The sequence below is a fragment of the Streptomyces sp. NPDC054975 genome, from assembly GCF_053609105.1.
This window is the reverse complement of sequence record NZ_JBSGWV010000015.1, coordinates 60,132-78,126: the sequence shown is the minus strand read 5'-3', so window position 1 is coordinate 78,126 and position 17,995 is coordinate 60,132. Positions and strand designations below refer to the sequence as shown.

Here is a 17,995-nt window from a genome sequence, read left to right as displayed (position 1 = left end):
GGAACAGGGACACGCTTGTGAACGCGTTCACATTCACAAGCATTATGGCTCATACGAAATCCGTACGTAAGACCGGGGGTACCCCTACTCGAAGGTCACCCCTTCCCCCGACCTTCAACATATTGTTGAATCGGGGCCATGACCCTTCGGATTCTCATCTCCTGGCCCGCCGGACACACCACGGCGACCCTCGACGAAACCCCCACGAGCAAGGCGCTCGCGGGGGTCCTCCCGATCGCCTCCACCGCCCGGACCTGGGGCGAGGAGGTCTACTTCGACACACCGGTCTCCACCGCCGTCGAGGCCGACGCGCAGCAGGTGGTGGAACCGGGCACGGTCGCCTTCTGGACCGACGGCGACGCCCTCGCACTCCCCTACGGCCCCACGCCGATCTCGCGGGGCGACGAGTGCCGGCTCGCGAGCCCGTGCAACCTGCTCGGCTCGCTGGACGGCGACCCGCGCGTCCTGGCCACCGTCAGGGACGGCGACCCGATCCGCGTCGAGCGCGTCGAGGACTGACCGGCGCGCCCAGGTCCTCCCCAAAGATCCTGGGCGCCGTATCGATCAACCGTCCTTGCGGAAGCCCTCCGCCGTCTTCAGGAACAGGTCGTTCGCCTCGCACTCACCGATCGTGACGCGCACGCCCTCACCCGCGAACGGCCGCACCACCACGCCGTGCCGCTCGCACTCCGCCGCGAAGTCCAGCGTCCGCTCACCGAGCCGCAGCCAGACGAAGTTCGCCTGGGTGTCCGGCACGGTCCAGCCCTGGGCCACGAGCCCCGCGTGGACCCGCTCGCGCTCGGCCACCAACGAGCCGACCCGCCCGAGCAGTTCGTCCTCGGCCCGCAGCGAGGCCACCGCCGCGTCCTGCGCCAGCTGACTCACGCCGAACGGCACCGCCGTCTTACGCAGGGCGGCCGCCACCGGCTCATGGGCGATCGCGAAGCCGACCCGCAGCCCGGCCAGGCCGTACGCCTTGGAGAAGGTACGCAGCACCGCGACGTTCGGGCGGTCGCGGTACAGCTCGATGCCGTCCGGGATCTCCGTGTCGCGGACGAACTCGCGGTACGCCTCGTCGATCACCACCAGGACGTCGGAGGGCACCCGGTCCAGGAATCGCTCCAGCTCGGCCCTGCGGACCGCGGTGCCCGTGGGGTTGTTCGGGTTGCACACGAAGATCAGCCGGGTGCGGTCGGTGATCGCCTCGGCCATCGCGTCGAGGTCGTGCACCTCGCCGTCGGTCAGCGGCACCTGCACCGAGGTCGCCCCGCTGATCTGCGTGATGATCGGATACGCCTCGAAGGACCGCCAGGCGTAGATGACCTCGTCACCGGGGCCCGCGGTGGCCTGGATCAAGGACTGGGCCACGCCCACCGACCCCGTACCCGTCGCCAGGTGTGTCAGCGGCACCCCGAAGCGGTCGGCGAGCTCGTTCATCAGACCGGTGCAGGCCATGTCCGGGTACCGGTTGAACGCTCCGGCGGCAGCCACCGCGCTCTCCATCACGCCCGGCAGGGGCGGATAGGGGTTCTCGTTGGAGGACAGCTTGAAAGCGACCGGACCGCCCGCGGCGGCCGGCTTGCCCGGCTTGTAGGTGGGGATCCCGGCCAGCACGGCGCGCAGCTTCGGTCCGCCCTCGCCCGCCCCGCCCGTACCGCCGGCTCCGCCCACTCCTGCGGTGTCGCTGTCTGCGCTCACTGTGGTCCTCCTCGACCGTCCGTACCACCAATACTCCTCACCTTATGAGGATTCGCCTCCGCTGCGAATGGGCTGTGGACAACGGATGGCGGATGCTGTGGACAGCTGGGGGAGCGCGCGGTCGGGTGGCGTGCGCCGGTGGCGGGCGCCGTGGCGCGCGTCGCCCGTAGAGGTGAGTTGAGACCTCTTCGAGACATGGACCACTGGGTAGGCCCATGCCGGTCGACAACCATAGATCGCACGCATCGACCCTTAACTCCCTTAGCTTCAAAGGCAATTGGGCGCTGTTGATCATGCAGAAACGTGCCTGTCAACGAGTGAATATGCGAACGGCCCAACCACCCGCCCTCGCCCTACTATCGGCTCGCCATGACAGCAGCAGGGAAGCACCAGGTGAGCCGGGCACAGACCCGGGGAAGCCGGCAGGGGCGAGCGGGCATCCGGGATGTGGCCGCCGCCGCCGGGGTCTCCATCACGACTGTCTCCGACGCGCTCAACGGCAAGGGCCGGCTCCCGGACGCCACCCGCCGCCACGTCCGCGAGGTCGCAGACCGGCTGGGCTATCGCCCATCCGCGGCGGCCCGCACGCTCCGTACCGGCAAGTCGGGCCTCATCGGCCTGACCGTGACGACCTACGGGGATGAACCTTTCACCTTCACCGAATTCGCGTACTTCGCGGAGATGGCCAGAGCCGCCACATCGGCAGCGCTCGCCCGGGGCTATGCCCTGGTCATCCTGCCCGCGACCTCCCGCCATGACGTCTGGTCGAACGTCGCCCTCGACGGCACCGTCGTCATCGACCCCTCCGACCACGACCCGGTCGTCACCGAGCTGGTCCGCCAGGGCCTGCCCGTCGTCTCCGACGGACGCCCCGCCGGCACCCTCCCGGTGACCGCCTGGGTCGACAACGACCACGAAGCCGCCGTCCTCGACCTCCTCGACCACCTCGCCGACGCCGGCGCACGCCGGATCGGCCTCCTCACCGGCACGACCACCGACACGTACACCCGCCTGTCCACCACCGCGTACCTCAACTGGTGCGAGAGGGTCGGCCAGGACCCCGTCTACGAGGCCTACCCGGCGCACGATCCGTGCGCGGGCGCCGTCGCGGCCGACCGGCTGCTCGCCCGCCCCGACCGACCCGACGCCGTCTACGGACTCTTCGACCCCAACGGAACCGATCTGCTGGCGGCCGCCCGCCGCTACGGACTGCGCGTACCGGACGACCTGCTGCTGGTCTGCTGCAGCGAGTCGACCGTCTACGCCAACACCGAACCACCCATCACGACCCTCTCGCTCAAACCGCGCCGGATCGGCACGGCCGTGGTCCAGCTCCTCATCGACGCCATCGAGGGGATCGACACCGACGGACCGGTCGAGCAGGTGATACCGACCGAACTCATCGTCCGGACGTCCTCCCAGAGGCGTTCGCCGCGTACGACGGTCAGCCCGCCCCGGTCCCCCACGAAGGACTGAGCGTCTGCTCCGGGGCCGTGCCGGACACAAACTCCGGCCCGGCCCTGCTCCGACCCTGGACCGGACCTTCTCAATTCGGGCGAAACAACCGGTGAACCCGGAGTGGACCCGGATTCACCACCCCTGGTGCGTCACACAGGCGGACCCTCATTCCTATGATGGGCGCACGACACCGCGGACCACCCCGACCAGGCCGGTCCGCGATGTGCAGGGCATCGCGACGGTGGTGGAGGGGTCGATGACTCAGGGGGCCGGGCAGGAACCCGTGGTGCGCACGGCGACATTGCGTGACTTCCGCGTACCGCCGTACGCCCGGGTGCCCGTGCAGGGCCAGCCCGTGGACCCTCCGGCAGGGCACGCCGTCGTATCCGACGAGCCCTTCCGGCCGGTCGCCGATCCCACGCTCCACCTCGGACACGGCGCCTCCGCCCCGTCCCCCCTCACGCCCCCGGTCTCACTCTCGGCGGCCCTCCCGGGGAACGCCGGTCACGCCGGTCACCCCGGGAACGCGTTCCCGGACGACGAGCTCCCCGAGGGCTACACCCCGACCGAGCGCGACCTCCCGGTGATCAACCGGGGAGACACCGTCCAGGTCCGGGTGGACCCGGTTCCCACCCCGTCCCCCGCGCCCGCCGCGGCCGGCGAGGGCCCCGGCCCGCTGTACGTGGTCGGCGACGTCCACGGCTACCTCGACGAGCTCCTCGCCGCCCTGCGCGAGCGGGGCCTCATCGACGACAACGGCGCCTGGGCGGCGGGCAACGCCCGCCTCTGGTTCCTCGGCGACTTCACCGACCGCGGCCCCGACGGCATCGGCGTCATCGACCTCGTCATGCGCCTGTCCGCGGAGGCCGCCGCCGCCGGTGGCTACTGCAAGGCCCTGATGGGCAACCACGAGCTGCTCCTCATCGGCGCCAAGCGCTTCGGGGACACCCCCGTCAACTCCGGCGCCGGCACCGCCACCTTCCAGGCCGCCTGGCTGCTCAACGGCGGCCAGAAGCACGACATGGACCGGCTCCAGGACGTCCATCTGCAGTGGATGTCCCGACTCGACGCCATGGTGGAGGAGGACGGGCATCTGCTGGTGCACTCCGACACCACCGCATACCTCGATTACGGCAGCACCATCGAGGACGTCAACGAGACAGTGCACGAGATCCTCACCCGGAGCGACGCGGACGAGGTCTGGGACCTGTTCCGCAAGTTCACCAAGCGCTTCGCCTTCCGCGACGACGGCGGCCCGCAGGCCGTCCAGGAGCTGCTCGCGACCTACGGCGGCGGCCGCATCGTGCACGGTCACAGCCCCATCCCGTACCTGCTGGGTCAGGTCGGCACCGAGGACGGCGAGGGCGGCTCGGGCCCCATCGTCGACGGTCCGCACGTGTACGCGGAGGGGCTGGCGATCGCCATGGACGGCGGTGTGACCATGGCCGGAAAGCTGCTGGTCGTCCAACTCCCCCTGCATGGCTGAGGTATAACGCTGCGCATCCAGGGACGTCGATTTCGGGAAACCCCCTGTCACCCTGTGCCGTTACCGCAATACCATCGGATCATCCGTAGCAGGCTCTCCTCCGTTTCCGCCCAACCGGCCGTATCCCACGGTCAATAAGGGCCTACGGAGCATCGGGGGATGCACATGAACGTGGCTCCGCACCTGCTGACCGAGGACCGTGCCGAGTACGAGCGCATCCTCGACGACGCACTGCGCAACGCGTACGACCATCCAGATCTCGCCGAGATCGGGAAACGGCTCACGGCCGGCCAACTGCGCACGATGGCGCTGAGCGCGACGGCCCTGATCACCGCCGCGGCGGCGGTCGAGTACGACCACTTCGTGAAAGTCCGCGAAGAAGTCCGCTCACCGAGTGGTACGAGCGTCATGGACGCCGTCCTGACGGCGGACGGCGACGGGGCGAGCGGCGGCCCGGGCGCGGGCATCGTCGCGATCGTCACCGTTCTCGCGCCGGTCCTCGCCGGACCGGCCGCATTGATATTCCTGCTGGTCGGCGCCGTACTGAAGGTGCTCGCGCCCTCGCTGACCTTCGCCGACACCCTGCTGACGGCCGGCTGGTTCTTCGGCGCCGTCGCCGCTGCCGGCCTCTTCTGCGCCGCCGTCGGGCTGGTGCTCACGGCGCTGCGCAACCGCTCGACAGAAGTGGGGGTGAGCGATCAACCTCGTACGGAAGCGGACGACGAGGTGTCCCGCGCCCGGGAGGCCTGGCGCCGCGCCCTGTTGGAACGGGGCATCCTGCCGTTCCTGCGCGAGGCCCTGACCACTGTCGGACCGCAGGCCCCGCCGTCCGTGCCGCCGCCCCGCATCGACCGCATACCGAAGATCGGCTACAGCGGCCCGGACTTCTCCAGCCCCAACGAGGGCTCGTCCGGAACACGCCCGATGTTCACGAGCCCCGACTTCACCAGCCCGGACTACACCGGCCCCGGCTTCACCGGTCCGGAACCCGGCGCGTCGGAACGCCGACCGGACTGAGGAGCACGCCGCGCCGGCCGGGGCATCGGCCGGACACCTCGGCCCACCGGGCAGTCGCCCGCCCGGCCTGTCCGACCCACCCGCTCATCAGACCCACCCGGCTCATCAGACGCACTCGGCCCGCCCGGCTCAGAGGATCCCGGCCCGCCCCGCGGCCGTGATCCAGGACGGGAACTCGGACAGGAGCCGGTCGTACAGCTCGGCGTCGGGCACCCTGCCGATGTCGTCCACCGCGAAGAACCCCACGTTGTCGACGCGTCGCCCGGCCATGGTGTCGAAGCGTTCCAACACCCCGTAGTGGGACCGGCCCAGACCGACGAACTGCCAGAAGATCGGTTCCTCCACCGCCTCCCGCAGCTCCCGTTCGATCTGCGCGTCGCGGTACACGCCTCCGTCGGAGAAGAAGAGCACGAGCGTGGGAACGGCCACCGGGTTTTCCCGGACGAAGGCCCGGACCTGGGCGATCGCCTTCTGCTCCTCGTTCTGGATGCCGATGTCCCGCATGTCGAGCTGCCCGGGCGCAAGACCGTTCCGGGGTTTCCGGCTCCGCCGGAAGAGGACGAGCTCACCGACGCGCACATGAAGCCGCAGCCAGTCCGGAAGTTCGGCCAGGCGCAGATCGGGCAGTCGGGCGGCGTTCGAGGCGAAGGTCCAGGCCTGCATCTCACCGTCGTCGTCCAGCTGCGCGGCGACGGCCGCCATCCGCTCCACGACATCGGCCACGACGCCCTTGGAATAGAGCGAGGACATCGAGCCGGAGGCGTCGAGGACGAGGACGACGCGGGCGGTCACTCCGGCCGCGCCGTGCTTCCGCAGGCTGACCGCCACCTGCTCCTTGCGCAGGGACAGCCGCTTGCGCATGTCGACGGGCAGCCGCTCCACGTCCTTCTCGAAGCGCGGCCCGTCGGCCACCGGCGCCTGCCGTACGGGTACGGGCGCGGAGACCGGGGCGGCCGCGGCTGCCGGCGGCGGCGCGTCGTCCACGCTGATCCCGAAGTCGGTGGCGAGCCCGGCGAGACCGGAGGCGTACCCCTGCCCGACCGCCCGGAACTTCCACTGGCCCGCCCGCCGGTACAGCTCACCGCCGATGAAGGCGGTCTCCGTCGTCGCGGTCATGTCGAAGCGGGCCAGCTCGGCCCCCGTACCGGAGTCGAGCAGCCGCAGCGTCAGTCCGGACATCTGGCCGAACGTCCCACCGTCCGCCGACGCGGCCAGCACCACCCGCTCGACGGCAGGCTCGATCCCGCGCAGATCGACCTCGACGGTGTCGGTCGTTCCGCCGTCCACCTCCTGCTTCCCGAGATGGCGTACGGCCCCGGAGGCGTGGGCCGGCTGGTTGTAGAAGACGAAGTCGCTGTCGTCGCGCACGCGTCCGGCCTGGGTGAGCAGCAGCGCCGAGGCGTCGGCGTCGGGCGCCCCCGCCCCGGCGGACCAGGAGAGCACGGCACGTACCACGGGCGAGCCGACCGGCAGGTTGGCGCCCTTGCTCAGGGAAGTCGCTGTCATGCCGTCAGTCTGCCCAGCCGAGACCCGCTTCGGGAACGGAACGGGCCCGCGAACCCCCCCGTGGATCGCGGGCCCGTACGACGAACCTCCAGCCGTACCGACCGGAGTGCCGCCGCCTACTCCGCCAGCGGCAGGTACACCCGGTTGCCGGACGCCGCGAACTCCTTGGACTTCTCCGCCATACCGGCCGAGATCTCGTCCGCCTTGAGGTCGCCGCCGTGCTCCCGGCGAATGTCCTGCGAGATCTTCATCGAGCAGAACTTCGGACCGCACATCGAGCAGAAGTGCGCGGTCTTCGCGGGCTCGGCCGGCAGCGTCTCGTCGTGGAACTCGCGGGCCGTGTCCGGGTCGAGGGCCAGGTTGAACTGGTCCTCCCAGCGGAACTCGAACCGCGCGTCCGACAGCGCGTCGTCCCACTCCTGCGCCCCCGGGTGCCCCTTGGCCAGGTCAGCCGCGTGCGCCGCGATCTTGTACGTGATGACGCCGGTCTTCACGTCGTCGCGGTTGGGCAGGCCCAGGTGCTCCTTGGGCGTGACGTAGCAGAGCATCGCCGTGCCCCACCAGGCGATCATCGCGGCGCCGATGCCCGAGGTGATGTGGTCGTACGCGGGTGCGACGTCCGTGGTCAGCGGGCCGAGGGTGTAGAACGGCGCCTCCTCGCAGATCTCCTGCTGGAGGTCGATGTTCTCCTTGATCTTGTGCATCGGGACGTGCCCCGGGCCCTCGATCATCGTCTGCACGTTGTGGCGCTTGGCGATCGTGTTCAGCTCGCCGAGCGTGCGCAGCTCGGCGAACTGCGCCTCGTCGTTGGCGTCCGCGATCGAGCCGGGGCGCAGACCGTCGCCCAGCGAGTACGTGACGTCGTACGTCGCCAGGATCTCGCAGAGCTCCTCGAAGTTGGTGTAGAGGAAGTTCTCCTTGTGGTGCGCGAGGCACCAGGCGGCCATGATCGAGCCACCGCGCGAGACGATGCCGGTCTTGCGACGGGCGGTCAGCGGAACGTACGGCAGCAGCACGCCGGCGTGGACCGTCATGTAGTCGACGCCCTGCTCGGCCTGCTCGATGACCGTGTCCTTGTAGATTTCCCAGGTCAGCTCCTCGGCCTTGCCGTCCACCTTCTCGAGGGCCTGGTAGAGCGGCACGGTGCCGATCGGCACGGGAGAGTTGCGCAGCACCCACTCGCGGGTGGTGTGGATGTTGCGGCCGGTGGACAGGTCCATGACCGTGTCGGCGCCCCACTTGGTCGCCCACGTCATCTTCTCCACCTCCTCCTCGATGGAGGAGGTGACGGCGGAGTTGCCGATGTTGGCGTTGACCTTCACCAGGAACCGCTTGCCGATGATCATCGGCTCGATCTCCGGGTGGTTGACGTTGGCCGGGAGGACGGCGCGCCCTGCCGCGATCTCCTCCCGTACGACCTCGGGGGAGACGTTCTCGCGGATCGCGACGTACTCCATCTCCGGGGTGATCTCGCCCCGGCGGGCGTACGCGAGCTGGGTCACGACCTGACCGTCGCGGCCCCGGCGGGGCAGCCGCGGCCGGCCGGGGAAGACCGCGTCAAGGTTCTTCAGCCCTCCGCCGCGCGGCGAGGTGTGCTTGATGCCGTCGTCCTCGGGGCGGACCGGGCGGCCCGCGTACTCCTCGGTGTCGCCCCGCCCGATGATCCAGTTCTCGCGCAGCGGCGGCAGGCCCCGCCGTACGTCGGTGTCGATGGTCGGGTCGGTGTACGGGCCGGACGTGTCGTACAGCGTCACGTCCTTGCCGTTGGTGAGGTGCACCTGTCGGACGGGCACCCGGAGGTCGGGGCGCGAGCCCTCGATGTACCCCTTGTGCCAGCCCGGCTTGCGCTCGTCCTGGCCGTTCTCGCTGGTGGCAGGCGTGCGTGCATCCTGAATGGTCATGAGACCGATCTCCCTACGCCGGCATTACCCGGTAACAGGTTCGGCGGTCGGCGCAGCCTCTTCCCGTACGTACGTCCAGTACGCGCGTACGGTGATCAGCGCCCTCTCAGCCCGGTGCTCCGAGCTCCCGCGTGTGCAAAGGTGTCACCACGCTAGCGTCAATCCGGCCGTGCTGAACAGTGGGCCCCCGCCGTTCTTGCGATGATCGGTCGGTGACTTCCTCGCAGCAGACCCCAGAACCCGACGGTCATGACGGCCACGGCACCCCTGGCGACGCAGGCCACGGACACGGCCACGCGCACAGCCATGGGCCGGCCGCGCCCGTCTCCCGGCACCTGCGCAGAGTCATCGCCGCTGTCCTGATCCCGTTCGCCACGGCGGTGGTGGTCGGGCTCGTGGTCCTCTGGCCGGGCGGCGCCCCGGAACACGAGCGCACCGGCGTCGGTTTCGACCGGCAGACGTACCAGGGCAAGGTCGTCTCGGTGGAGAAGATCGACTGCAAGGACGTGAACGCCGCTCAGGTCCCGCCCACCGGCGACACGTCGACGCCCCAGGGGCGCGAGGCGGTCAACGCCCAGCAGGGGCAGTGCGCGAAGGCGTCGATCGAGGTCACGAGCGGTCCGGACAAGGGCCGTACGTTCACCGAGATCGTCCAGCCGGACGCGCCGCGCCAACTGGACGAGGGCCAGGGCGTGGTGGTGGCGTACGCGCCGGACGCCCCGCGCGACCTGCAGTACTCGGTGACGGACGTGAACCGCAAGGTCCCGCTGACCGTGCTCGCCCTGATCTTCGCCGTGGCGGTCGTGCTGGTCGGGCGGATGCGGGGCGTGATGGCGCTGATCGCGCTCGCCGTGAGCTTCATGGTGCTGACCTTCTTCATCCTGCCGGCGATCCTGCAGGGGTCGAATCCGCTGGTGGTGGCGGTGGTCGGGTCGAGCGCGATCATGCTGATCGCGCTCTACATGTGCCACGGGCTCTCCGCCCGCACGTCGGTCGCGGTGCTCGGGACCCTGATCTCGCTGCTGCTGATCGGACTGCTCGGCTCGCTCTTCGTCGGCTGGGCCTCCCTGTCCGGCAACACGGACGACAACACCGGCCTGATCCACGGCCTCTATCCCGACATCGACATGTCCGGTCTGCTGCTCGCGGGCATCATCATCGGTTCGCTGGGCGTGCTCGACGACGTGACGGTGACGCAGACCTCCGTGGTGTGGGAGCTGCATCAGGCGGATCCGCGGATGGGACCCCGCGGGCTCTACCGGGCGGGCATCAGGATCGGCCGCGACCACATCGCGTCCGTGGTGAACACACTGGTCCTCGCGTACGCCGGTGCGGCCCTGCCCCTGCTGCTGCTCTTCTCCATCGCGCAGAGCAGCGTGGGGACGGTGGCCAACAGCGAACTGGTCGCGGAGGAGATCGTCCGCACGCTGGTGGGATCGATCGGTCTCGTCGCCTCGGTGCCGGTCACGACCGCTCTCGCCGCCCTCGTCGTCTCGGCGGACCGGCCGGGGTCGATGGGCTCGCTGAGCACGCCGGGCTCGCCCGGGTCGCAGGGCCGGCTGGGCACGCCGGAGAAGCGTTCATCCAGGGGTGGGCGCCGCCGCCGGGCCAAATGACCGGACCTGGGGCCCCCGCGGCCCCGGGACCGGCCTCTCAGCCGGCGTTCTCCTCCGCGAGGATCCGGCCGAGCGCCGCCTCCAGGCTGTCCTCGAAGTCGCCCAGTGTCCGTTCCTGACCGAGCGGGACCAGCTTGTCCGTCCGGTCGAGGAAGGCGACCAGCGGCGGAGCGCTGACCCGGAACAGGGCTCGGTCGCTGCCGACCTGAAGCCGGATGCCGACGTCGGAAAGATCCTCGGGGTCGGTCGGTGCGATGTGCACATCGCCGTCCCCGCTCGGTCCGTTGATCCCGTCGACCAGCAGCTCTCGGCCGAACGCCCAGGTCACAGGCGCGTCGCCGGGGAGATGGAACGTCATCCGCACCGCGTAAGGATCCCGGGCCTCGTAACGCAGTTCCACCGGGATTCTGAAGGAGAGCTCCTCGGAGACGAGGAAGCTCATCAGGACCTCGGCCTGAACCGACTCTCGCATCATGTACCCCGCAGTAGATAAGCAGTTGTGTAAACGCGGCTACTGAAAGCTGTGACCAAAACGGCCAGGAATGATCCCCCATGGCCCTCTTGACGCAATCGTGCTGGAAGGGCTAGCAGATCACAAGGAGTAATTTTTCAGATACTGATAGAGAAGGCGAAGGTACTCAGGAGCCTTCCGATCTCACTGCGTAGCCGATCGACTGCGGGCAGCAACCGTTCTTCCTGATGAAGGGGGAGGGAAATCGCCATGGCGGCCGCGGTGGACCCCGCAGTGATGGGAATCGCGGCGCAGACCGTGCCGAGCGCATATTCCTGACGCTCCACCAGGGGCTCCATTCGCCCCATTCCGCCCAAACGATCCAAAAGCGCACGCCGGTTACGCACCGTGTACGGAGTGATGGCGTCCACCGGATGGCGAGCGAGGTGGTCTTGACGGCTCTTCACATCCAGTTGACTGAGCAGACACTGCCCGATCGCATGAGCGTGACCCGTCTCGCGGAAGTCGGCCCACTCGTCCACGGCCGGGGCGGAGGGCGTGTCGGAGACGGCAACCAGCTCGATCTCACCCTCGCGGTAGATGGCGAAGTAGACGGGCACCCCGATCGCGTCGCGCCAGTGCGCGAGGGAGTCTTCGATCTTGGTGCGACGATTCTGCAGAACTCCGCCACCGGCGAGACGCCCGGCTGCGGCGCCGAGGACGAACACACCCTTCTCGCGGCGTAGATAGCCCTCGTGTGCCAGGGTGCGGAGCAGGTGGTACGCGGTGGGCAGCGGGAGTCCGGCCTCACGCGCCAGTTGTTTGGCGGGGGCCCCGTCCTCGTGGGAGCCCACGGCCTCCAAGAGTCTCAGCGCCCGCTGTACCGAGCCGATCAGTGTAGGAACGCCGGTCTGCGTAGCCGTGGCCAAAGGTCACCCCCAGGCATGACGACGGGTGCCGTACACCCGCCCGCGGGGGCCGCCCCCGCGCGCCCGCCGCGTCCTGGGAACCGGTGGGGTCCGGTGGCGGACCCGCCCGGGACAGGTCAACACCCGCGGATCAGCGCGGAAGGCTGGGCCAGTTTTCCCGGGGGCGGCAGAGATTTTTCACTGTAAGGGCAGCTCCCAGGCCTGGCTGTGGTTTCCAGGGGCGCGTCCCCCGGCCGGGCTAACGCCCGGCCATCAGCCCCCTACCGATGGGTAGCATCTGCTACCAGTCCTCGCGCGAGGTCGAGGAGGACATGAACTTCCGTACGACGTAGATCAGTCCGCCGACCAGGGCGACGAAGATCAGCGCCTTGAAGAGCAGACCGATCACGAACGTCGCGATGCTGGTGATCAGTCCCCCGAAGACGAACAGGGCGATGACGGGTATGGCGACCCACTTCACCCACCAGGGCATCCCCGCGAGAATCTCTCGTACCGCCATCGCGCTTCCCTCATCTCCCGAAGAATCCGTCCCGCGCGCTCTGCGCCGGACACCTTCGATGCTAGGTGCGGCACTTGCGGCACGGGGGCCCCGGAGCCCTTGCTCTCCCCTGATCCGCCCCCTAGGGGAATTCAGCCCTCCGGCGGCGAGAAGACCACCATGACCCTCAGGTCCTCGGTGATGTGGTGGAACTTGTGGGCCACTCCGGCCGGTACGTAGACGACGCTGCCCCGCGCCACCTGCGTCGTCTCCATCCCCACCGTGATCGCGGCCCGCCCGCTGACGACGAAGTACACCTCGTCCTGGTCGTGCGGCTGTTGGGGGTCGAGCGAGCCGGCGTCGAGCGCGTACAGACCGACGGACATGTTCCGCTCCCGCAGGAACTGGAGGTACGCACCGTCGTTGGCGGCGCGCTCCGCCTCCAGTTCGTCCAGTCGGAATGCCTTCATCGTGCGTTCGCCCCTGCCCTTGGCCCGATCATGTCTGCCACGATCAGACACATGAAGAATTTCGTAGTCAAGACGCTCGCGAACGCGGGCGCGCTCGGAGTGGCCATCTGGCTGGTCCCGGACATCACGCTGACCGGTGACAGCACCGCCAACAAGGCCTGGACGCTGATCCTTGTCGCCCTGGTTTTCGGGCTGGTGAACTTCTTGGTGAAGCCGATCGTCAAGCTGATCTCGCTTCCGCTGTTCGTCCTCACCCTTGGCCTGATCACACTGGTGATCAACGCCCTGATGCTGCTGCTCACCTCCTGGCTCGCAGACAAGCTCGACCTGAGCTTCCAGGTCGACGGATTCTGGACCGCCGTCCTGGGCGGACTGATCATCTCCGTCGTCTCCTGGGCGCTCAACGTCGTGCTCCCCGACGGCGACTGAGGGCGCACGATGACCTACCGCGTCTGTTTCGTCTGCACCGGCAACATCTGCCGGTCGCCGATGGCCGAGTCGGTCTTCCGCGCCCGCGTGGAGGAGGCCGGCCTGGCGGACGTCGTCGAGGTGGACAGCGCGGGCACCGGAGGCTGGCACGAGGGCGACGCCGCCGACCCGCGGACCGTCGCCGTCCTGGAGGACCACGGCTACGACTCCGGGCACACCGCCCGCCAGTTCCGCGCTTCCTGGTTCCCCGCGCTCGACCTGGTGATCGCCCTCGACGAGGGGCACCTGCGGGCGCTGCGGCGGATCGCCCCGACGCCCGAGGACGCGGCGAAGGTGCGGCTGCTGCGCTCGTATGATCCGGCGGCCGAGGACCTCGACGTGCCCGACCCCTACTACGGCGGGTCGGACGGCTTCGAGGCATGCCTGGAGATGGTGGAGGCGGCGAGCGAAGGGCTGCTCGCCGCCGTACGCGAGAGTGTGGAGGAACGGGCGGCATGAGCACGGACACATCCGAGGGGGCGGGCCTCGGCGCCGTCGGCGACGGGACACGGGCCGTACGGGCGGGGCTGCCCGAGCCGGTGAAGTACGAACCGACACTGCCGGGGCCGGTCTTCGCCGCCCACTTCCATCTGCCGGGCGACCCCACCGGCCCGTACACCTACGGGCGCGACGAGAACCCGACCTGGACCCACCTGGAACGTGCCCTCGGCGAGCTGGAGGCGCCGGGGGAGCAGGGCGTCGAGACGCTCGTCTTCGCCTCGGGCATGGCCGCCATCTCCGCCGTCCTCTTCTCCCAGTTGAAGACAGGCGACGCGGTCGTCATGCCGCAGGACGGCTACCAGGCGCTGCCGCTGCTCCACGAGCAGCTCCGGGCGTACGGGATCGATGTCCGCACCGCGCCGACCGGCGGCGACGCCCAGCTGTCCGTACTGGAGGGCGCGCGGCTGCTGTGGATCGAGACGCCCTCCAACCCCGGGCTCGACGTCTGCGACATCCGCCGCCTGGTGCGGGCGGCGCACGAGGGTGGGGCGCTGGTCGCCGTCGACAACACCCTGGCCACCCCGCTCGGCCAGCGGCCCTTGGCGCTCGGAGCGGACTTCTCCGTCGCCAGCGACACCAAGGGCATGACCGGGCACGGCGACGTCCTCCTCGGCCATGTCAGCTGCCGCGATCCGCAGCGCGCGGCGGAGGTACGGCGCTGGCGCAAGATCGTCGGCGCGATCCCCGGCCCGATGGAGGCCTGGCTCGCCCACCGCTCCCTGGCCACGCTCCAGCTCCGCATCGACCGCCAGTGCACCTCCGCGCTGGCTCTCGCGGAGGCCCTGGGCAAGCGGGATGAGGTGACCGGGCTGCGGTATCCCGGACTGCCGGACGACCCCTCGCACACGGTGGCGGCGTCCCAGATGCGGCGCTTCGGGCCCGTGGTGTCCTTCGTGCTCCCCGACCGGGACTGGGCCGAGCGGTTCCTCGACGGGCTGCGGCTCGTGGACGACGCGACCAGCTTCGGCGGGGTGCGCTCGACGGCCGAACGGCGCGGGCGGTGGGGCGGCGACGCCGTGCCGGAGGGTTTCATCCGCTTCTCCGTCGGGGCGGAGGACCCCGAGGACCTGATCGCGGACGTGCTGCGCGCCCTCGACGCGGCAGAGACGGCCGCGGACCACTGAGCGGGCGCACCCGGAATCGGGGCGCTCCGAGCCTCCCCCCTCATGGCTCGGAACGCCCCGGCTTCCTCTGCGGAGAACCGCCTGAACAAGGCTAGTTGACTCTGCGTCAGTGTCCAATCACGGTAGCGACAGAGACCTATCGACTTATTTATAGTTGGACAGTCCTGAGGCGCCGTCAGCCGACCGCCTGAGTCGAACGGCCGCACCGGCCGGGAGGGGGCGGACATGGATCTCGCCCTGCTGCGCACCTTCGTCACGGTGCACCGGGCCGGCTCGTTCACCCGCGCGGCGGCGCTTCTCGGGCTCTCCCAGCCCGCGGTCACCAGCCAGATCCGCACCTTGGAACGGCAGCTGGGCCGACCGCTCTTCCTCAGACAGGCCCGTGGGGTCACCCCCACCACCATCGGCGACGAGCTCGCCCACCGTGCGGCCCCGCATCTGGACGCGCTCGTGGAGATCACCGAGACCGGTCTGGACGAGGAGAACGGGGTCCGCACCCTCCATCTCGCGGGACCCCCCGAGTTCACCTCGGCGCGCGCCCTGCCCGCCCTCACCCCGCTGGTCTCCCAGGGACTCGCCGTACGGGCCGCCTTCCCCGCCACGACGGAGGAGATCCTCGACGGGCTCGCCGCCGGCCACCACGATCTCGCCATCGCCACCGCCCGCCCACGCGGGGGGCTCTTCAGCTCCACGCCGCTGTGCGACGAGGAGCACGTGCTGGTCGCCGCGCCGCGCTGGGCCGCCCGGCTGGCGCCCGACATGCTCCTACGCAAGGGCGCCGTGGTCCTGGAGCAGTTGCCGGTGGTGGAGGTCCACGAGTCCCTGCCCTTCGTCTCCCGCTACTGGGCGACCGTCTTCGAGACCAAGCCGGCCGCGGCCGCCACCGTCGTGGCGCCCGACCTGCGGGCCGTCCTGGAATCCGCCGCTGCCGGGGCGGGCCTCGCCGTCCTGCCCCGCTATCTGTGCGAGGAGGCGTTGGAGCAGGGCCGCCTCGTGGCGCTGCTCGATCCGCCGGTTCCTCCGCTGCGGACCTACTTCCTGGTCGTCCGCGCCGGGACGCTCGCGCTGCCGCATCTCGCGAGGGCCCACGAGTGGCTCCTGCGGGCCTCCGGAGACTGGTGAGTTTCAGGACACCTGTGGCGGGCCATTTTCTTCCCATGACCGAACGTCCTGTGGTCAAGCGCACCGCACGCGCCATCCTGCTCGATGGAAACGACCTCATCCTCATCAAGCGCACGAAGCCGGGGGTCGATCCCTACTGGGTGACGCCCGGTGGCGGGGTCGAGCCCTCCGACACCACCGTCGTCGAGGCCCTGCACCGCGAGGTGCACGAGGAACTCGGCGCCAAGATCACCGATGTGGTCCCTTGCTTCGTCGACACCGTCGAGCACATCGTCGACGGCGGTGTCTCGGGAGTGAAGGTCCAGCACTTCTTCGTCTGCCGACTCGAATCGATGGACCCCTCGCTGCGGCACGGCCCCGAAGTCGATGAGCCGGCGGGCGAGTACGAGATCGTCCGGGTGCCCTTCACCCGGGTGGGCATCGCCGCCGTCCACCTCGTGCCGCTCTCCCTGCGTCACTACCTGGACGGCAACATCGAGGGCGTCCGCGCGATGCACGCCCCCGACCTCGGCTAGGAGGCGAGATCCGCCAGGAAGTCGTGGCGGATCCGCTCCGCCGGGATCCCGATCCCCCGTAGGGCGTCCACCCCGCGACGGATCATGCCGGGCGGGCCCGAGAGGTAGGCCTCGTACTCGTGCCAGGGGCCGTATCGCCGCACGGCGTCCGGCAGCTGTCCCTCAGCCTCGGTGATCGGCCGCACCGACAGCCAGGAAAACGTCTTCTGGAGCCGCATCATCGTGTCGATGTCGTACAGGTCGTGGTCGCTGCGCGCCCCGTAGAACACTTCCATGGGACGCCGGTCGCCGTGCTCGGCGACATCCTCGACCAGGGCCCTGATGGGGGCTATGCCGGTGCCGCCGCCGAGGCAGAGGAGTCCGTTGTCGGTGGAGTGGTCGACGGTCATCGAGCCGGCGGGCGGGCCGAGGCGCAGGACGTCACCGGGGCGTGCGTGGTGCACGAGGGCGTTCGAGACCCAGCCGGCCGGGACCGCCTTGACGTGGAGGGAGAGCAGCCCGTCGGGCCGGGGTGCCGAGGCGAAGGAGTAGTGCCGCCATACGCGCGGCCACCAGGGGGTCTCCAGCGTCGTGTACTGCCCCGCAAGAAAGGTGTACGGCTGGTCGGGGCGGAGCGTGATCACCGCGATGTTCGGGGTCCGCAAATCGTGGGAGACGACCTCGGCCTGCCACCAGGCGGGCGCATGGCGCTCGCTCTCGGCCGCCGCGTCGATCATGATCTGCGAGATCGTGGTGTACGTCCGCACCCAGGCGGCCTCGGTCTCCTCGTTCCAGGTCAGGGTGGCGTACCGCACGAGCGCGCCGATCAGCGCCTCGCCGACGGCCGGGTAATGGGCCGAGCGGGTCCCGTACTTGCGGTGTCCGCGGCCCAGGCTCTGGAGGTACTCGGTGAGGACGGGGGCGTTGTCCATGTGCTCGGCCGCCGTCAGCAGCGCCTTGAGGAGGCGGTCACGCTGGGCGTCCATGGCCGCGGGGAACATCGCCCGCAGCTCGGGGTGGCGGATGAAGAGCAATGCGTAGAAGTACGAGGTCACCTTGTCGGCGACGGGTGCGATCTCGGCCAGGGTGCGGCGAATGAGGATCGCGTCGGGAGAGGGCCCCGGGGCTATCCGGGGCGGTGCCTCGCCGTCGTCCTGCACGGCCTCTTTCATTGTCTGCCTCGCCTCGCGCCTTCGGCTCGTGTCGTCGCAGCTTGACACCTTCGACCACTGGTTCGGACAGAAAGTGGAATTCTTGGGCATTAGCCCCGCGGCAA

18 protein-coding genes are annotated in these 17,995 nt (G+C 69.8%); 10 read left to right on the top strand and 8 right to left on the bottom strand.

What is annotated here, in order from left to right; genetic code table 11:
• Window positions 1-138 precede the first annotated feature (138 nt).
• The gene (locus tag ACWF79_RS16675) at window positions 139-519 is read left to right on the top strand and encodes a cyclophilin-like fold protein (protein WP_453728826.1); all 381 of its coding nucleotides are present in this window, start codon (window positions 139-141) and stop codon (window positions 517-519) included.
• A gap of 45 nt (window positions 520-564) precedes the next feature.
• Here the strand turns inward: ACWF79_RS16675 and hisC are convergent, their stop codons facing one another.
• Entirely contained in the window at window positions 565-1,671 is a 1,107-nt protein-coding gene (hisC, locus tag ACWF79_RS16670) for a histidinol-phosphate transaminase (RefSeq protein WP_453728872.1), read from the bottom strand.
• Between the two features lie 396 nt (window positions 1,672-2,067).
• Here hisC and ACWF79_RS16665 point away from each other — a divergent pair, with 396 nt between their 5' ends.
• The 3 genes from ACWF79_RS16665 to ACWF79_RS16655 all read left to right on the top strand — a co-directional run bounded on the left by ACWF79_RS16665 (window position 2,068) and on the right by ACWF79_RS16655 (window position 5,659).
• Window positions 2,068-3,174 carry a LacI family DNA-binding transcriptional regulator gene (locus ACWF79_RS16665; RefSeq protein WP_453728825.1) on the top strand — a complete coding sequence of 369 codons (1,107 nt, stop codon included), beginning with the start codon at window positions 2,068-2,070 and terminating at the stop codon, window positions 3,172-3,174.
• Between the two features lie 238 nt (window positions 3,175-3,412).
• Window positions 3,413-4,642 (top strand): metallophosphoesterase, encoded by a 1,230-nt coding sequence (locus ACWF79_RS16660; protein WP_453728824.1) that lies wholly within the window; start codon window positions 3,413-3,415, stop codon window positions 4,640-4,642.
• A gap of 159 nt (window positions 4,643-4,801) precedes the next feature.
• The gene (locus tag ACWF79_RS16655; protein WP_453728823.1) at window positions 4,802-5,659 is read left to right on the top strand and encodes a hypothetical protein; all 858 of its coding nucleotides are present in this window, start codon (window positions 4,802-4,804) and stop codon (window positions 5,657-5,659) included.
• Between the two features lie 129 nt (window positions 5,660-5,788).
• Here the strand turns inward: ACWF79_RS16655 and ACWF79_RS16650 are convergent, their stop codons facing one another.
• Both ACWF79_RS16650 and thiC read right to left on the bottom strand, forming a co-directional pair.
• Window positions 5,789-7,165 (bottom strand): VWA domain-containing protein, encoded by a 1,377-nt coding sequence (locus ACWF79_RS16650; protein WP_453728822.1) that lies wholly within the window; start codon window positions 7,163-7,165, stop codon window positions 5,789-5,791.
• Between the two features lie 116 nt (window positions 7,166-7,281).
• A complete protein-coding gene (gene thiC / locus ACWF79_RS16645) occupies window positions 7,282-9,066 on the bottom strand; it encodes a phosphomethylpyrimidine synthase ThiC (RefSeq protein ID WP_453728821.1) in 1,785 nt (594 codons plus the stop codon).
• Window positions 9,067-9,278: 212 nt separating this feature from the next.
• Between thiC and ACWF79_RS16640 the strand changes: the two genes are divergently transcribed.
• On the top strand, window positions 9,279-10,682 hold the full coding sequence (locus ACWF79_RS16640) for a YibE/F family protein (protein WP_453728820.1): 1,404 nt from the start codon (window positions 9,279-9,281) through the stop codon (window positions 10,680-10,682).
• Window positions 10,683-10,719: 37 nt separating this feature from the next.
• On the opposite strand, the gene ACWF79_RS16635 is transcribed toward ACWF79_RS16640, so the two are convergent.
• From ACWF79_RS16635 to ACWF79_RS16620, 4 genes are all read right to left on the bottom strand, one after another.
• Entirely contained in the window at window positions 10,720-11,154 is a 435-nt protein-coding gene (locus ACWF79_RS16635; protein WP_453728871.1) for an SsgA family sporulation/cell division regulator, read from the bottom strand.
• 137 nt (window positions 11,155-11,291) lie between these two features.
• A complete protein-coding gene (locus ACWF79_RS16630; protein WP_453728819.1) occupies window positions 11,292-12,062 on the bottom strand; it encodes an IclR family transcriptional regulator in 771 nt (256 codons plus the stop codon).
• A gap of 280 nt (window positions 12,063-12,342) precedes the next feature.
• A complete protein-coding gene (locus ACWF79_RS16625) occupies window positions 12,343-12,561 on the bottom strand; it encodes a DUF5326 family protein (RefSeq protein ID WP_453728818.1) in 219 nt (72 codons plus the stop codon).
• Window positions 12,562-12,692: 131 nt separating this feature from the next.
• Window positions 12,693-13,010, bottom strand: a complete 318-nt coding sequence (locus tag ACWF79_RS16620) for a cupin domain-containing protein (RefSeq protein WP_453728817.1) — start codon at window positions 13,008-13,010, stop codon at window positions 12,693-12,695.
• A gap of 51 nt (window positions 13,011-13,061) precedes the next feature.
• On the opposite strand from ACWF79_RS16620, the gene ACWF79_RS16615 reads away from it, so the two are divergent.
• The 5 genes from ACWF79_RS16615 to ACWF79_RS16595 all read left to right on the top strand — a co-directional run bounded on the left by ACWF79_RS16615 (window position 13,062) and on the right by ACWF79_RS16595 (window position 16,740).
• The gene (locus tag ACWF79_RS16615; RefSeq protein ID WP_453728816.1) at window positions 13,062-13,439 is read left to right on the top strand and encodes a phage holin family protein; all 378 of its coding nucleotides are present in this window, start codon (window positions 13,062-13,064) and stop codon (window positions 13,437-13,439) included.
• Between the two features lie 9 nt (window positions 13,440-13,448).
• Window positions 13,449-13,937, top strand: a complete 489-nt coding sequence (locus tag ACWF79_RS16610; RefSeq protein ID WP_453728815.1) for a low molecular weight protein-tyrosine-phosphatase — start codon at window positions 13,449-13,451, stop codon at window positions 13,935-13,937.
• Window positions 13,934-15,103: a cystathionine gamma-lyase gene (locus ACWF79_RS16605; RefSeq protein ID WP_453728814.1), complete on the top strand. Its 1,170-nt coding sequence runs from the start codon at window positions 13,934-13,936 to the stop codon at window positions 15,101-15,103. The genes ACWF79_RS16610 and ACWF79_RS16605 overlap by 4 nt, the downstream gene beginning before the upstream one ends.
• 225 nt (window positions 15,104-15,328) lie before the next feature.
• Entirely contained in the window at window positions 15,329-16,225 is an 897-nt protein-coding gene (locus ACWF79_RS16600) for a LysR family transcriptional regulator (RefSeq protein ID WP_453728813.1), read from the top strand.
• 35 nt (window positions 16,226-16,260) lie between these two features.
• The gene (locus tag ACWF79_RS16595) at window positions 16,261-16,740 is read left to right on the top strand and encodes an NUDIX domain-containing protein (RefSeq protein WP_453728812.1); all 480 of its coding nucleotides are present in this window, start codon (window positions 16,261-16,263) and stop codon (window positions 16,738-16,740) included.
• On the opposite strand, the gene ACWF79_RS16590 is transcribed toward ACWF79_RS16595, so the two are convergent.
• A complete protein-coding gene (locus ACWF79_RS16590; RefSeq protein ID WP_453728811.1) occupies window positions 16,737-17,981 on the bottom strand; it encodes a globin domain-containing protein in 1,245 nt (414 codons plus the stop codon). The two genes, ACWF79_RS16595 and ACWF79_RS16590, sit on opposite strands and share 4 nt — an antisense overlap.
• Between the last annotated feature and the right edge of the window lie 14 nt (window positions 17,982-17,995).

What these genes read in the sequence shown, in the direction of transcription:
- ACWF79_RS16675 (WP_453728826.1), top strand. Translation starts at nt 139, where the DNA reads ATGACCCTTCGGATTCTCATCTCCTGGCCCGCCGGACACACCACGGCG.
- ACWF79_RS16665 (WP_453728825.1), top strand. Translation starts at nt 2,068, where the DNA reads ATGACAGCAGCAGGGAAGCACCAGGTGAGCCGGGCACAGACCCGGGGA.
- ACWF79_RS16660 (WP_453728824.1), top strand. Translation starts at nt 3,413, where the DNA reads ATGACTCAGGGGGCCGGGCAGGAACCCGTGGTGCGCACGGCGACATTG.
- ACWF79_RS16655 (WP_453728823.1), top strand. Translation starts at nt 4,802, where the DNA reads ATGCACATGAACGTGGCTCCGCACCTGCTGACCGAGGACCGTGCCGAG.
- ACWF79_RS16650 (WP_453728822.1), bottom strand. Translation starts at nt 7,165, where the DNA reads ATGACAGCGACTTCCCTGAGCAAGGGCGCCAACCTGCCGGTCGGCTCG.
- thiC (WP_453728821.1), bottom strand. Translation starts at nt 9,066, where the DNA reads ATGACCATTCAGGATGCACGCACGCCTGCCACCAGCGAGAACGGCCAG.
- ACWF79_RS16635 (WP_453728871.1), bottom strand. Translation starts at nt 11,154, where the DNA reads ATGCGAGAGTCGGTTCAGGCCGAGGTCCTGATGAGCTTCCTCGTCTCC.
- ACWF79_RS16625 (WP_453728818.1), bottom strand. Translation starts at nt 12,561, where the DNA reads ATGGCGGTACGAGAGATTCTCGCGGGGATGCCCTGGTGGGTGAAGTGG.
- ACWF79_RS16620 (WP_453728817.1), bottom strand. Translation starts at nt 13,010, where the DNA reads ATGAAGGCATTCCGACTGGACGAACTGGAGGCGGAGCGCGCCGCCAAC.
- ACWF79_RS16615 (WP_453728816.1), top strand. Translation starts at nt 13,062, where the DNA reads ATGAAGAATTTCGTAGTCAAGACGCTCGCGAACGCGGGCGCGCTCGGA.
- ACWF79_RS16610 (WP_453728815.1), top strand. Translation starts at nt 13,449, where the DNA reads ATGACCTACCGCGTCTGTTTCGTCTGCACCGGCAACATCTGCCGGTCG.
- ACWF79_RS16605 (WP_453728814.1), top strand. Translation starts at nt 13,934, where the DNA reads ATGAGCACGGACACATCCGAGGGGGCGGGCCTCGGCGCCGTCGGCGAC.
- ACWF79_RS16600 (WP_453728813.1), top strand. Translation starts at nt 15,329, where the DNA reads ATGGATCTCGCCCTGCTGCGCACCTTCGTCACGGTGCACCGGGCCGGC.
- ACWF79_RS16595 (WP_453728812.1), top strand. Translation starts at nt 16,261, where the DNA reads ATGACCGAACGTCCTGTGGTCAAGCGCACCGCACGCGCCATCCTGCTC.
- ACWF79_RS16590 (WP_453728811.1), bottom strand. Translation starts at nt 17,981, where the DNA reads ATGCCCAAGAATTCCACTTTCTGTCCGAACCAGTGGTCGAAGGTGTCA.